The organism is Yoonia sp. KMU-150, from assembly GCF_056858355.1.
Genome location: NZ_JBXEQF010000002.1, coordinates 478,425 through 491,591, shown reverse-complemented (window position 1 = coordinate 491,591; position 13,167 = coordinate 478,425). Strand labels below are relative to the sequence as shown.

General features: G+C 59.6%; 14 protein-coding genes. 4 read left to right on the top strand and 10 right to left on the bottom strand.

From position 1 onward, the window contains the following. Positions 1-4 precede the first annotated feature (4 nt). Complete coding sequence (locus AC04PH_RS15290; protein WP_483066685.1) at positions 5-481, bottom strand: hypothetical protein; 477 nt, start codon at positions 479-481, stop codon at positions 5-7. A 108-nt stretch (positions 482-589) separates the two neighbouring features. Continuing rightward, complete coding sequence (locus AC04PH_RS15285) at positions 590-1,354, bottom strand: NAD kinase (RefSeq protein WP_483066684.1); 765 nt, start codon at positions 1,352-1,354, stop codon at positions 590-592. Between the two features lie 186 nt (positions 1,355-1,540). Between AC04PH_RS15285 and glyA the strand changes: the two genes are divergently transcribed. Further along, complete coding sequence (gene glyA, locus AC04PH_RS15280; protein WP_483066683.1) at positions 1,541-2,836, top strand: serine hydroxymethyltransferase; 1,296 nt, start codon at positions 1,541-1,543, stop codon at positions 2,834-2,836. Positions 2,837-2,905: 69 nt separating this feature from the next. Next, complete coding sequence (locus AC04PH_RS15275; protein ID WP_483066682.1) at positions 2,906-3,736, top strand: DUF817 domain-containing protein; 831 nt, start codon at positions 2,906-2,908, stop codon at positions 3,734-3,736. Here AC04PH_RS15275 and AC04PH_RS15270 read toward each other — a convergent pair. Continuing rightward, complete coding sequence (locus AC04PH_RS15270; protein ID WP_483066681.1) at positions 3,727-4,098, bottom strand: hypothetical protein; 372 nt, start codon at positions 4,096-4,098, stop codon at positions 3,727-3,729. The two genes, AC04PH_RS15275 and AC04PH_RS15270, sit on opposite strands and share 10 nt — an antisense overlap. A gap of 77 nt (positions 4,099-4,175) precedes the next feature. Here AC04PH_RS15270 and AC04PH_RS15265 point away from each other — a divergent pair, with 77 nt between their 5' ends. Both AC04PH_RS15265 and AC04PH_RS15260 read left to right on the top strand, forming a co-directional pair. Continuing rightward, on the top strand, positions 4,176-4,916 hold the full coding sequence (locus AC04PH_RS15265; protein WP_483066680.1) for an alpha/beta fold hydrolase: 741 nt from the start codon (positions 4,176-4,178) through the stop codon (positions 4,914-4,916). A 100-nt stretch (positions 4,917-5,016) separates the two neighbouring features. After that, positions 5,017-5,430, top strand: coding sequence for a BrnA antitoxin family protein (locus tag AC04PH_RS15260; RefSeq protein WP_483066679.1), 414 nt, complete (start codon positions 5,017-5,019; stop codon positions 5,428-5,430). Between the two features lie 107 nt (positions 5,431-5,537). Here the strand turns inward: AC04PH_RS15260 and AC04PH_RS15255 are convergent, their stop codons facing one another. The 7 genes from AC04PH_RS15255 to AC04PH_RS15225 form a co-directional block, all read right to left on the bottom strand. Then, on the bottom strand, positions 5,538-6,383 hold the full coding sequence (locus AC04PH_RS15255; RefSeq protein ID WP_483066678.1) for a hypothetical protein: 846 nt from the start codon (positions 6,381-6,383) through the stop codon (positions 5,538-5,540). A 217-nt stretch (positions 6,384-6,600) separates the two neighbouring features. Continuing rightward, positions 6,601-8,415, bottom strand: a complete 1,815-nt coding sequence (lepA, locus tag AC04PH_RS15250; RefSeq protein WP_483066677.1) for a translation elongation factor 4 — start codon at positions 8,413-8,415, stop codon at positions 6,601-6,603. Positions 8,416-8,526: 111 nt separating this feature from the next. Then, entirely contained in the window at positions 8,527-8,937 is a 411-nt protein-coding gene (locus tag AC04PH_RS15245; protein WP_483066676.1) for a hypothetical protein, read from the bottom strand. Further along, complete coding sequence (locus tag AC04PH_RS15240) at positions 8,937-10,133, bottom strand: hypothetical protein (protein ID WP_483066675.1); 1,197 nt, start codon at positions 10,131-10,133, stop codon at positions 8,937-8,939. The genes AC04PH_RS15245 and AC04PH_RS15240 overlap by 1 nt, the downstream gene beginning before the upstream one ends. Before the next feature lie 94 nt (positions 10,134-10,227). Continuing rightward, a complete protein-coding gene (locus tag AC04PH_RS15235; protein WP_483066674.1) occupies positions 10,228-11,634 on the bottom strand; it encodes an FAD-binding oxidoreductase in 1,407 nt (468 codons plus the stop codon). A 120-nt stretch (positions 11,635-11,754) separates the two neighbouring features. Beyond that, positions 11,755-12,447: an RraA family protein gene (locus AC04PH_RS15230; RefSeq protein WP_483066673.1), complete on the bottom strand. Its 693-nt coding sequence runs from the start codon at positions 12,445-12,447 to the stop codon at positions 11,755-11,757. Further along, positions 12,444-13,136: an alpha/beta fold hydrolase gene (locus AC04PH_RS15225; protein ID WP_483066672.1), complete on the bottom strand. Its 693-nt coding sequence runs from the start codon at positions 13,134-13,136 to the stop codon at positions 12,444-12,446. The genes AC04PH_RS15230 and AC04PH_RS15225 overlap by 4 nt, the downstream gene beginning before the upstream one ends. Positions 13,137-13,167 lie beyond the last annotated feature (31 nt).

Genomic DNA, 13,167 nt, shown 5'->3' with positions numbered 1-13,167 from the left:
TCGGTCAACCAGCCAAAATCTCCAGCGGGTCGTCCATGCCGCCACGAATGTCGCGGTCCGCGCCAAAACAGATGCAGCTGCCGTCGCCAAGATCGTCGCAACCGCCGCCGCCCATGTAGGAGCAGAGCCGGCAGCAATCGGTCGGTTGCGGTTCCTGCGGCGGCTCGGGTGGTTTCGGTTTCTTCTTTTTCTTGCGCGCGGCGACGACGTACTCATTGTTCTGCGATAGCGCAAAAAGAACTTCGCCCGACTTTTCGCGCACGACGAAAACCGTCTTGAACGGCGACTCGCGGCAGGCCTTGAGCCCCTCGGCGATCGACATCTCGGACGACACGGCCACCATGCGGAACAGGTCCAGATGCTTCTGGCCCCTGTCGCTGAGCGAAATCTTGATTTCAAGAAAGGCGTCACATTCCACGTGGTGAAATTGATGATCGCCAACCTTTTTCTGAAGCTCAATTACCTTCTCGTAGCTTGCCATAATCCTGTTCTCCTAATGACTTTTGGGTGTGGCGCCTAAATGAGGCACAACTCAGGATAGCAAGAAGCATGGTGTGGCACAGTCTGGAATACCCGACCGATGGCCGTTTCAGGCAAACTGCTCCCGGATCAGACGTTCCTCCAGCCCGTGGCCGGGGTCGAACAGGATGCGGTGCGCGACGCTGGGTTCCGACCGGATCTCGACCCAGGCGACATCGCGCACGGAACTTCCGTCGGCATCGGCCATGACCGGGCGCTTGTCAGGGTCGATCACGTCGAACCGCACCACGGCCCGTTTCGGCAGCAGCGCGCCGCGCCAGCGCCGGGGGCGGAACGCGGCCATCGCCGTGAGCGCCAGCACGTCCGACCCGATCGGCAGGATCGGGCCGTGCGCGGAGTAGTTGTAGGCGGTGGACCCGGCAGGTGTCGCCACAAGCGCGCCATCGCAGACAAGCTCCGGCATCCGCACGCGGCCATCGACGGAAATCCGCAGTTGCGCGGCCTGCGGACCCGCGCGCAGCAGTGACACTTCGTTGATCGCAAGTGCTGCATGTTCGGTGCCGTCCACACAGATGGCCTGCATGGCGAGCGGATTGATGATTTCCTCTTCAGCCTGATCGAGGCGGTCGCGCAGATCGTCGCCGTGAAATTCGTTCATCAGAAAGCCCACAGTACCACGGTTCATGCCATAGACCGGCGCGTCGAGATGCTGGGTATCGTGCAGGGTTTTCAACATGAAACCGTCACCACCCAGCGCCACGATCACATCGGCCTGATCGATCGGTGCGTTGCCATGCATCTGTGCCAGATCGGCCAGGGCCGCCTGTGCAATGGGCACCGGGCTGGCGAGAAAGGCGATCTGTCGGTGCGGCATGGGTGGGGCTGTCCTATTGCTGATCCGATTAGTCCACGGATCGGCGTGTGAAGGCAAGTCGCCCGGCGGCCGGATCGCTGCCGCACGCGTGAACATCTTGGTCGTTTTGATGCTTTTGACCCGGCAGACGTTGCGTTATGTGACGCGCAGACCAGACATGCCGATTTCCACGAAAGGGCACCCATCATGACCGCCACCGTCCGCGACGCAGGCTTTTTCACCGAAACGCTCGCCATGCGCGACCCCGACCTGCACGCCGCGATGCAGGCGGAACTCGGCCGCCAGCGCAACGAGATCGAGTTGATCGCCAGCGAGAACATCGTGTCCGCCGCCGTGATGGAGGCGCAGGGCGGCGTGATGACGAACAAATACGCCGAAGGTTATCCCGGTCGCCGCTACTACGGCGGATGTCAGCATGTGGACGTGGCCGAAAACCTCGCCATCGACCGCGCCAAGCAGTTGTTCGGATGTGAGTTCGCCAACGTGCAGCCCAACTCCGGCAGCCAGGCCAACCAAGGTGTGTTTCAGGCATTGTTGCAGCCCGGCGATACGATCCTTGGCATGTCGCTCGACGCAGGTGGCCACCTGACCCACGGGGCAAAGCCGAACCAGTCGGGCAAATGGTTCAACGCGGTGCAATACGGCGTGCGCAAGCAGGACAGCCTGCTGGACTACGATCAGGTACAGGAACTGGCGACAGAACATCAGCCCAAAATGATCATCGCGGGCGGGTCCGCCCTTCCGCGCATCATCGACTTTGCAAAGATGCGCGAGATTGCGGATTCTGTCGGGGCCTACCTGCTGGTCGACATGGCGCATTTCGCGGGTCTGGTGGCGGCGGGCATCTACCCCTCGCCCTTCCCGCACGCGCATGTGGCGACGACGACGACGCACAAGACACTGCGCGGCCCGCGCGGCGGCATGATCGTCACCAACGACGAAGCCATTGCAAAGAAAGTCAATTCCGCGATCTTCCCCGGCATCCAAGGCGGCCCGCTGATGCACGTGATCGCGGGCAAGGCCGTGGCTTTCGGCGAGGCGCTGCGGCCCGAATTCAAGAGCTATCAGGAAAAGGTCGTCAGGAACGCGCAGGCGCTGGCCGATCAGTTGATGAAAGGCGGGCTCGACATCGTATCGGGCGGCACCGACAGCCACCTGATGCTGGTCGATCTGCGGCCAAAGAAGGTGACCGGCAACATCACCGAAGCCGCGCTCGAACGCGCGCATATCACCTGCAACAAGAACGGTATCCCGTTCGACCCCGAAAAACCGACCGTGACCTCCGGCATCCGCCTCGGCACGCCTGCGGGCACCACACGCGGGTTCGGTGAAGATGAGTTCCGCCAGATCGCCGACTGGATCGTCGAGGTGACGGACGGGCTGGCGGCCAACGGCTCCGACGGCAATGGTGCGGTCGAGGAGAAGGTGCGCGGCGAGGTCGAGGCGCTTTGCGACCGGTTCCCGCTCTATCCGAACCTCTGACCCGCCCTGCACATGATCTGCACAAGGCCGCCGTGCAGCCCTGCACGGCGGCCTTGTTATGTGCGGAGCATGACACAGGTGGATGATTTCAAAACATATTTCAGGGACGGTCTGCGCACGCACGTGCCCGCCCCGCTGGCTGCGCTGACGGTCTTTACGCTCAAGCAGGCCTGGGCCTGCCTGTTCGGCGCGTCGCTGTTGGCGGCGATGATCGTCACACGGCTGATCTGGCAGGACGACTGGGCGCTGGCGCGGTATGACGCGCTGTTGTTCATCGCCATCGGGTTGCAGGCCAGCTTCGTTTGGCTGAAGCTGGAAACCTGGACGGAGGTGCGGGTGATCGCGCTCTTTCACCTGACCGGCACAGCGATGGAAATCTTCAAGGTTCAGGCCGGGTCATGGGCCTATCCCGAACCGGGGCTGTTCAAGATCATGGACGTGCCGCTGTTTTCCGGTTTCATGTATGCGGCTGTCGGCAGCTTCATGGCGCGGGTGATCCGTCTGTTCGACATGCGGTTCACGCCGTTTCCCCCTCCCGTGCTGCACTTTGGCCTCGCCGTGCTGATCTACGTGAATTTCTTTGCGCATCACTTCATCGTCGACCTCCGCTACTTGCTCTTTGCCGCGACTGTCGTGCTATACGGCCGCACCCGGATTTATTTCCGTATCTGGCAGGCGCGCTACTGGATGCCGCTTCCACTGGCCGCGTTTTTCTCCAGCTTTTTCCTGTGGTTGGCCGAAAATATCGGGACGCTGACGGGCACATGGCTATATGCGGGGCAGAACCCGCTGGACGCCGTCAGCTTTGCCAAGATGGGATCGTGGTATCTGCTGCTTTACGTGGCCTTCGCGACGGTCACGCTGGTGGTGCCGGTCTGGCGGCGCGCGCGTCAGACGTAGCCGCGCTGCACCAGCACGTAGACGACGACGATGAAAAGCACGATCAGCGCCGCGGAGATCGAGCCGAGGATGCCCAGCACGCGACCCTTGAGCCGGTCGACGGGATCGACGGTTTTCAGATGGGCGACAACGTTCGCATGGGCCTTGTCCGCCTTGGCCATATCGACCATCCGCACGAGCCGCGGGTTCTGCGCCAGCAGCGCCGCCTGTGCGAGGTAATGCGCGTCGCGGCGGATGACATTCGGCAACGACCGCCCGGCTTTGCGCAGCTGATGGTCGAGCGTTGCCCCACGGACGCGCATCCGGGTTAACAAAAGGTTACTCACCTCGTCGGAATAGGTTTTCAGGCGATCCGCGTCCATGCGCCTGCTCTAGCGGTGGCAGGGCCCGGCCTCAATGGCTATAGATTACCGCAGATGGGTGAACGAAAGGTTGCGGCATGTTGAACACGGTCAGATACGACGCCCCCGACGCGCGGCCGCTGCTGATCGCGCACGGATTGTTCGGCTCTGCCCGCAACTGGAGCGTGATCGCGAAACGGCTGGCGGACAGCCGCCCGGTGGTGACCGCCGACATGCGCAACCACGGCGCAAGCCCTTGGTATGACACGCATTCCTATCACGATCTGGCAGGCGATCTGGCGCAGGTGATCGACGGGCAATATGACGTTCTGGGCCATTCCATGGGCGGCAAGGCCGCGATGGTGCTGGCCTGCGAGCACCCCGAAAAGGTCGGCAAGCTGATCGTCGCGGATATCGCGCCCATCGGCTATGCCCACAGCCAGATGGGGCCGATCGAGGCGATGCGCGGGGTGGATATGGCCCTGGTGGAGGCCCGCGCCGACGCGCTTGCGCAGCTTGAGGGGCTGGAGCCGGGGGTGCCGGAATTCCTGCTGCAATCACTTGATCTGAAAGGGAAACGCTGGAAGTTCAACCTTGATGTGCTGGCCGCCGAGATGGACAGGATCATCGGCTTTCCGGCGCTGGACCAGAGGTTTGACGGCGAGACGCTGTTCCTGTCCGGGGCGCAGTCCGACTATGTCAAACCGATCTACCGCGACAAGATCCGCGGGTTGTTCCCGAACGCCAAGTTCGCCAAGATCCCCGGCGCGGGCCACTGGCTGCACGCGGAGAAACCGCGCGAGTTCGCGGCGGCGGTGCGGGCTTTTCTGGCGATGTGATTTGCGTGCACAGGGCGTGCACCGCGCGTGCACCGCGCGCGGCACTTTCTTCGTGTTAACCCATACCGCGCAGACTGGCCTTTCGCAAAGAGGTGCCAGCATGACCCCCAGACAGACCCGTGACCGCATGGTCAAATACACCGAACTGGCCGACAAGACGGTCGAGACGCTGCGGGCGTTCCGCTATCCGCATATCGCGGAAAGCTATCTGCCGGGGGAATGGCGGCACGTGCCGCTGACGCAGGTGCCCGCCAAGACCCGCATCACCCTGCGTGTCGATGCGGATGTGGCGAAGTTCTTTCGCAAACTGGGGAGTGGCTATCAGGGGGTGATGAACGACGTGCTGCGGACGTTCATGCTGGCGCGGCTGACGGAGGTTTTTGGCGAGGTGGACCCGCCTCTCGAGATGCGCGAACCCGACGCGGGCCAGGAGATCGACCTGATCCACGAGGCCCGGCTGCGGCGGCATCTGGAGGCGATGGTGCGGCAGCGGATGGGGTGGAAGAATATTTGAGGCGAAGTGCCGACGTCCATGAGAGGCCGCGCCCGGACCGAGGGGCAGGAAGCGAAGCGCCCGCCCCGTGGGGGCGGTTCGGGCGCTGCCAAATCGGAGATTTGGCACTACTCCGGCAAATCGACCACTCCGTGTACATGAACTATAGAATAGGCAACGGGTCTTGAACCTCGAGACTGAACTTTCACATCCACATTAAAGCCCTTCTTATAAATATTGTCGTCGCTTTCCCTAATTTCATGTTTGAGCCGCTGCTCGGCAAGTTCTGAGCCATATGTAATCGCTAACGGTTTATCTGAAATTTCCTCTATGACGACCCGCTCACCCGAACGGCGGCCAACAGGCGCGTCGCCGACATCCGATCTTGTGAAATACATCAGTACCCGTTCAAAATCCGCAAGCCCTTGTTCATCTAAACGCTGAAACTCTGCATCGATAACACGATCCACTTGTTTGGCTTCTTTGGTCGTGAATTTGAATGCTGCTCTTACTTGCCTTTTCCCGTCTTCAAAGGTTGCCGCTTCAAGCGTAGAAGAAGCCTCTGGATCTCTCGCAATTGCTTCGACTGATTTAGACCACCTCTTCAAGTCACTCTTTGAACTTCCTTCCGGAATAATTCCTCTTGCGAGAGATTTAAACCGAGCCTCCCATTTCTTCACGAATTCGACAGCGACGAAGACTTTGTCAGCCTCTGAAACAACTAATGGGAGTGTTGCTGCAGCAAAAGGAACAAGATCAGCAATTATTGACCCTGAGCGTATCTCCTTAACGAAAATTTCAGATTCGCTTATTTCAAAGTCATCGTTGTTGCGTAGGGTTTGTTCATATTCTGCCGCGAGGGAGGTGAAGGTGCCCACGAAAGCCGATAAAGCAATGGGTTGAGAATTATCTATCTTTAGTGTCAGAACTACAGGACTGTTTTCCATCGCTTCTTTGTAAGTGCTTGGTCTCATTGTTCAACCAGAAATTAAAATCCATATTTGTTCTCTTTATGTTCCTTTCGCAAAAAGGTGAAGTTTTTGTTTACTTTCAAGCGAGAATTTTACACCGACCTACGCCAGAGGCCTGCCAGATTCTGAAAGTTAAGTTAAGTTCAGTAGCACCGCACTGCCGCGCTCGACTTCTTTCCTTACAGAATAGAACCTACCGCGCACGCGCACTTAAAGTGGATCAAGAATCCATCTTCAAAGCCGAAATAAACGCCTCCTGCGGGATGTCCACCTTCCCGAACTGGCGCATCTTCTTCTTGCCCGCCTTCTGCTTGTCCAGCAGCTTGCGCTTTCGCGTCGCGTCCCCCCCATAACACTTGGCGGTCACGTCCTTGCGGAGGGCGCTGAGCGTTTCGCGGGCGATGACCTTGCCGCCGATGGCCGCTTGGATCGGGATCTTGAACATATGGCGGGGGATCAGGTCCTTCAGTTTCTCCACCATCGCGCGGCCGCGCATTTCGGCCCGGTCGCGGTGCACCATCATCGACAGCGCGTCGACCGGTTCGTCGTTCACCAGCACCGACATCTTGACCAGATTGTCCTGCTGATAGCCGGTCAGCACGTAATCGAAGGACGCGTAACCTTTTGTTACCGATTTCAGGCGATCGTAGAAATCGAACACCACTTCGTTGAGGGGGAGGTCATAGACGACCATCGCGCGTGAGCCGGCATAGGTCAGATCCTGCTGGATGCCGCGGCGGTCCTGGCAGAGCTTGAGCACGTCGCCCAGGAATTCATCGGGGACGAGGATCGTCGCCTTGATCCGCGGCTCCTCCACATGGTCCACATGGGTCAGGTCGGGCATGTCGGCGGGGTTGTGCAGGTCAATCTTCTCGCCCGGCTCGTTGTCCTTGCCGCGCATATAGACGTGGTAGATCACGCTGGGTGCGGTGGTAATGAGTTCGATATCGTATTCGCGCTCGATCCGGTCGCGGATCACCTCCAGATGCAGGAGGCCGAGGAAACCGCAGCGGAAGCCGAAGCCGAGTGCGGCAGAGGTTTCCATTTCGTAGGAGAAGGAGGCGTCGTTCAGCGCGAGCTTGTCGATGGCGTCGCGCAGATCCTCGAATTCGGAGGAATCGACTGGGAACAGGCCACAGAACACCACCGGCTGCGCGGGCTTGAAGCCGGGGAGGGCCTTGTCGGTGCCTTTCTTCTCGGTTGTGATCGTGTCGCCGACGCGGGTGTCGCGGACCTGCTTGATCGACGCGGTAATGAAACCGATCTCGCCGGGGCCGAGGACCTTCACATCCTGCATGGCGGGGCGGAACACGCCGATCTTGTCGATCTGGTGCACGGTGCCGTTGGACATGAATTTCACGCGGTCGTTCTTGCGCATCTGCCCGTCGATCACGCGGACGAGGACGATCACGCCGAGGTAGCTGTCATACCAGCTGTCGACGAGCATGGCCTTGAGGGGTGCTGCCTCATCCCCCTTTGGCGCGGGGAGACGGTGGACGATCGCCTCCAGCGTTTCGACGATGCCCTGGCCGGTTTTGGCGGACACGCGGATCGCGTCGGAAGCGTCAAGCCCGATCACATCCTCGATCTGTGTGGCGACCTGATCGCATTCGGAGGCCGGAAGGTCGATCTTGTTGAGGACCGGCACGATCTCGTGGTCGGCATCGAGCGCGTGATAGACGTTAGCGAGCGTCTGCGCCTCGACCCCTTGGGTGCTGTCCACGACCAGAAGCGACCCTTCGACGGCGCGCATGGAGCGACTGACCTCGTACGCGAAATCGACGTGGCCGGGGGTGTCGATCAGGTTGAGCGTGTAGGCCTCGCCGTTTTTCGCGGTGTATTCGATCCGCACCGTGTTGGCCTTGATCGTGATGCCGCGCTCGCGCTCGATATCCATGCTGTCGAGCATCTGCGCCTTCATCTCGCGCAGGGAGACGGTGTTGGTCTCCTGAATCAGACGGTCCGCCAGCGTGGATTTTCCGTGGTCGATGTGGGCGACGATGGAGAAATTGCGGATATGGGCAAGGTCGGTCATGGGGTGCGGCGGCCTGTTGGAAAACTGTGGTTTTCAATGGCGCGACGGGGGCGGATTTGCAAGGGGGGATGGTGATATCGACGTTAACCACTAGTCGGAAAAGTCCTAATTTCACTCCTCCTTTCGTCCGAACAAATCCCCAAAGAACAAAACGAGCAACGCTCCAATTGCACCGTCGACGGCGGCAAAAAAGTTATTCAAGAACGGCGCTCCAGCACCATTCTCATATGCACGAATGCCGATAAAAATTGCTACAAAAAAGCCAACGATGACAATCCATAATGACATCACATACGGGAGTCCAACAGTTGGATGGGTGTCAATCTTACCCTGAGTGTCGATTAGCCACTTCACGATGGTAACAGCATATGCAAGTGTAATCGGTACAGAAATTTGAGCAATTGCGACATCCGACGTTGCTCTAGATGCAAACCCGGTGAAGAGATATAGTGTAAGGGATACATGCAAGGACAAAACGATACATCCAGCAACTGCCGAAACAGCGTTCTTTCGATATTCCATTAGTTCAATGCCCCTCTATAACTAACGAAGTATTTAAATAATTCGGCTCCTCTCGCATTAGCAGTGGGATTGAGCATTCCCTCGTCGTCTAAGAACCTCATCACCCGGATAAACTCGCTCATAAACTCTCTTCCCTGGGGAGTGTCTGCCAAATACAATGCGGCTTGATGCACCTCATTCAAATCGCCTTGTTGCTTTATTGCGTAATTTTGCTGCCCACAGCGAGTCGATTGAATTAAAATTGAAGATACATTGCTTCGCCGTCCATATCTCGACAAGAAAACTGCAGTCATAGAGTTGAGAGATGAGGTTGCCAGTTGCAGACACTCCTCGGCCTTACTTAAATCAACTAACGCTGAGATAGTTTGATCTATGGCTTCAAAGGTCTCGTTGAAGTTCAATGCGTAGAGACGCTTTAGACGAATCGTTGAGATATCCCGGATCGATTGCCCGTTTAAGGATCTATCAACCGAATTTGACAGCAAGTCGTTCAAAAACTCCGCATAAAATAATCTAAAGCTAATATTGTCCGTTGAAGCAGAGAAGGTAGCAAGATATCCAAGGATTTCCTGGACTGCTAAAGCATTTCCTTCAAATAGGTATCCGCTATTCACTTGGAAGAATGATTGAAATCTGCGCCATTCTCTAGGTAGTAATTCATCTCCTTCCATTGAGTGAAACTCGACGATGGTCTTCATGGCCAACAGTACTTGCCGGACGTTGCTGTCGTTAATAAAGTCATCGTCGCTTAGTTGTGAAAATGGATAGCTCGATTGAAATGCGGTTCTGAAGTCTTTTGTTGCACTCAATCGGATTTCAATTACTCCGTCCACCCCCAATTCAACTAACGTTACTGGAATAATCCTCAACACGTTTTGAGGATCATCCTTCGAGACGATGCGACCAAAAAATATCGCCGATCTCGCCGTACCAGGAATCTCAATAATTTCCGCTGCGGATCTTATGGTACTGACGCTTCTGTCATTGCTTGGAACGAACTCAAATGACAGCGGTTCTGGTAGTCGATCTTCCGGAAGTAGTTCAGCCCCGAAATTTCCAAATACCTGAACCAAGATATCATCCAGATTTGATCCAACACTAGATACGTTGACGAACACCCGAAGCTCTCGCAAGGGCTCTGCATAAGCAATATTAGTCCAAAGAACTATCAACACAAATCGCTTCAAGAACAGCATGGTTCACCGAATCTGAAAATTAGATCGTCGCCTAATCCGGCCGTATAATCAAGTGTCTATAGGAATCAGAGATTTTAATGCGTTTCCGTATAGTTTAGGATTGTGTCAACATCGCCCCCGGGTTCATAACTCTCCTTGGATCAAGCGCGTCCTTTACGGCACGCATCATCGCCAGCTTCGCGGGGTCGGCGTATTTCTCGAGGTCACCGATTTTTAACCGTCCGATGCCATGTTCGGCGCTGACAGAGCCGCCCAGCGACGCGCAGAGGTCGTGGACGCAGGTTTTCACGGCGTCGCGATCGGCATCGTGATCGGCGCGGGTTTTGCCGGGGGCAGGGAAGACGTTGTAGTGCAGGTTGCCGTCGCCCAGATGGCCGAAGCAGTTGATGCGGAAGTCGCCAATTTCGGCCAGTGCGGGTGCCGCGCGCGCGATGAAATCGGGGATCGCGGAGAGGGGGACGGAGATGTCGTGAGATGAGACGGAGCCGATGCGGCGGTTCGCTTCGGGGATGCTTTCGCGCAGGTGCCAGAACGCCTGCCGCTGGGCCTGTGATTGCGCGATGACGCCGTCGGTGACGAGGTCGGCCTCTGCCGCGGCCTCAAACAGCGCCATGAGTGCGGCATCGGGTGCCAGACCGCGCGGCAGGCCCACGTCGATCAGAACCATCCAGTCGGGCGTGTCGGCGAAAGGCGGTTTCACCTCCGGGCCGACCTCTGCCAGGAAATCGAGGCCTTGGCGGTGGATGATCTCGAAGGCGGACAACCCGTCGCCGATATGTTCGCCCGCCAGCGCCAGAAGGTCGAGTGCGGCCTGTGGCGAGCGCACGGCCATGATCGCGGCCCCCTGCCCTGCGGGCTGCGGGACCAGTTTCAGCGCGGCGGCGGTGATGATGCCCAACGTGCCTTCGGACCCGATCATCAGGTTGCGCAGGTCGTAGCCGGTGTTGTCTTTGCGCAGCCGCGTGAGGCCGTGCCAGATCGTGCCGTCCGGGCGCACGACCTCCAGCCCCAGACAGAGCGCACGGGCGTTGCCGTAGCGCAGGACATTGACGCCGCCCGCGTTCGTGGCCAGCAGGCCGCCGATGCGGGCAGAGCCTTCGGACGCGAGTGACAGCGGGAACAGGCGGCCCGCGTCGGCGGCTGCGGTCTGAATGTCGGCGAGGATGCAGCCCGCCTCTGCCACCAACACGTTTTCAGATGGAAAAATGTCGCGGATCTTGTTCATGCGGGCGAGCGACAGGATCACCGGGGCGGGGCCGTCGGGCATGATCTGGCCGCCAACCAGCCCGGTGCCGCCGCCGTAGGGCACAATGCCGATGCGCGCGGCGTGGCATGCGGCGACGATCCGCGCGACCTCTTCGGTGCTGCCCGGGGCCAGAACGGTGCCCTGCCCTGTCCAGCGCCCGCGCGGCTCGGTCAGGTAGGCGTCCGATGCCTCGGGCATGGCGGCGGGAGGCAGGTTCAAGTCGGCGATGAAAGCGGGTGTGACGGGGTTCAGCATGACGCTTTATGTGCGCCGTGGGAGGGGAGGATCAAGTGCGGGTGCTGCGGTTCTCGCCACGCCGCTTTGGCCGGGCTGTGCAACTCCGGCGCAGGCGGTCGCGCCGGGCAGCATTGCAATTTAGGTCCGCGCCCTCTCGAACGCGGCCCATGCGGCCTCGAACTTCGCGAAATCGAAGCCGGGTTCGCGGGCGGGGCCAAGGACGAGGTGTTCGGTGTCCTGCATCTTGCGGATCGCGTCTTCCAACTGGTCGATGACCTCTGGCGGGATCACGACGGCGCCGTGACGGTCGGCGTGGATCAGGTCGCCGGGGGTCACGGTCAGGCCGAAGACGGTGACGGGGTTGTCCAGCTCGGTCACATGCACGAACCCGTGGCTGGGGCCGATGGACCCGGCGACGACCGGGTAATCCGGGGCCATGTCGCCCAGATCGCGCATCACACCGTTGGTCAGCGTGCCGGAGAGGCCAAAGCCCTTATGAATCGTGGTGTTCACCTCGCCCCAGAAGGCCCCGATGGCACCCGGCACATCCTCGTCCTCGATCACGCAGACGGATGGCTGCGGGGCCTCGGCCATGTTCCTGTAATACTGCATCCGGCGGGCGCGGATCACGTCGGGGGCTTCCTCGGGTGGGGAAAGCGCGCGGATCTTTGCGGTGACGGCGTAGCCGACCATAACGCCGGTGGGGTCACTGGCCAGCACCGTGCCGCGGGTGAAGGCGTCGAAGCCGCGCTTGCCCTGTGCCACCTCGATCGCGTTGCAGACGGTGGGGGTGTCGACGGATTTGAGCAGGTTCAGGAGCGTATCTTTCATGCGGCCTCCAGCCAGCGGCGCAGGGCCGCGTTCGTCGGTTGCGGTTGTTCCAGCGTGGGCAGATGGCCCGCGTTTTCGATGATTTCGAGCGTCGCGTGCGGCATCAGGTCTTTCATCAATTCGTGCCGATGGATCGGGCAGAGTGCGTCGTCGCGACCGCAGAGGATCAGCGTCGGGATGTGGCTGTCGCGCAGGGTGCCTTGCTGGTCGGGCCGGGTTTGCAGGGCGCGGGATTGCGCGACGAAAGCCTCCGGCCCCAGCGCATTCGCCATGTCCATGCAGAGGTCGAGGATCTGCGCGCGCCAGGGCGTGTCGGACAGGTAGTTCGGCTTCATCTCGTCGCGCATGACGGATTGCAGGTGGCCCGCCTGCACCTTCGCGATCTGGGGTTCGCGCATCTGCTTGACCGCGTCGGTTTCGGCCTTGGGGTTGGTGTCGAGCAACGCGATGCGGTCGATGCGGTCGGGGGCCTGGCGCAGCACCTCCATCGCGACGATACCGCCCATGGAGAGGCCCGCGAGGGCGAAACGGGGCGGGGCATGGGCGAGGACCTGCGCCGCGATTTCGGTCACGTCGTCGCCGGTGACGGGGGCGGTCTGCACGGGGCGTGTTGCGGAGAAGGCGTTGATCTGCGGTGTGAACAGCCGTGCGTCGCACATCATGCCGGGGAGGAGGACGAGCGGGGTCATGGAGTGGCACTGACAGAGGGCAGCCCCCGAC

Bases quoted from the DNA above. Each gene is read 5' to 3' on its own strand.
- AC04PH_RS15230 (WP_483066673.1), bottom strand. From the start codon at position 12,447: ATGAAAGATACGCTCCTGAACCTGCTCAAATCCGTCGACACCCCCACC.
- AC04PH_RS15290 (WP_483066685.1), bottom strand. From the start codon at position 481: ATGGCAAGCTACGAGAAGGTAATTGAGCTTCAGAAAAAGGTTGGCGAT.
- AC04PH_RS15265 (WP_483066680.1), top strand. From the start codon at position 4,176: ATGTTGAACACGGTCAGATACGACGCCCCCGACGCGCGGCCGCTGCTG.
- AC04PH_RS15275 (WP_483066682.1), top strand. From the start codon at position 2,906: ATGACACAGGTGGATGATTTCAAAACATATTTCAGGGACGGTCTGCGC.
- lepA (WP_483066677.1), bottom strand. From the start codon at position 8,415: ATGACCGACCTTGCCCATATCCGCAATTTCTCCATCGTCGCCCACATC.
- AC04PH_RS15240 (WP_483066675.1), bottom strand. From the start codon at position 10,133: ATGCTGTTCTTGAAGCGATTTGTGTTGATAGTTCTTTGGACTAATATT.
- AC04PH_RS15285 (WP_483066684.1), bottom strand. From the start codon at position 1,354: ATGCCGCACCGACAGATCGCCTTTCTCGCCAGCCCGGTGCCCATTGCA.
- glyA (WP_483066683.1), top strand. From the start codon at position 1,541: ATGACCGCCACCGTCCGCGACGCAGGCTTTTTCACCGAAACGCTCGCC.
- AC04PH_RS15245 (WP_483066676.1), bottom strand. From the start codon at position 8,937: ATGGAATATCGAAAGAACGCTGTTTCGGCAGTTGCTGGATGTATCGTT.
- AC04PH_RS15225 (WP_483066672.1), bottom strand. From the start codon at position 13,136: ATGACCCCGCTCGTCCTCCTCCCCGGCATGATGTGCGACGCACGGCTG.
- AC04PH_RS15235 (WP_483066674.1), bottom strand. From the start codon at position 11,634: ATGCTGAACCCCGTCACACCCGCTTTCATCGCCGACTTGAACCTGCCT.
- AC04PH_RS15260 (WP_483066679.1), top strand. From the start codon at position 5,017: ATGACCCCCAGACAGACCCGTGACCGCATGGTCAAATACACCGAACTG.
- AC04PH_RS15270 (WP_483066681.1), bottom strand. From the start codon at position 4,098: ATGGACGCGGATCGCCTGAAAACCTATTCCGACGAGGTGAGTAACCTT.
- AC04PH_RS15255 (WP_483066678.1), bottom strand. From the start codon at position 6,383: ATGAGACCAAGCACTTACAAAGAAGCGATGGAAAACAGTCCTGTAGTT.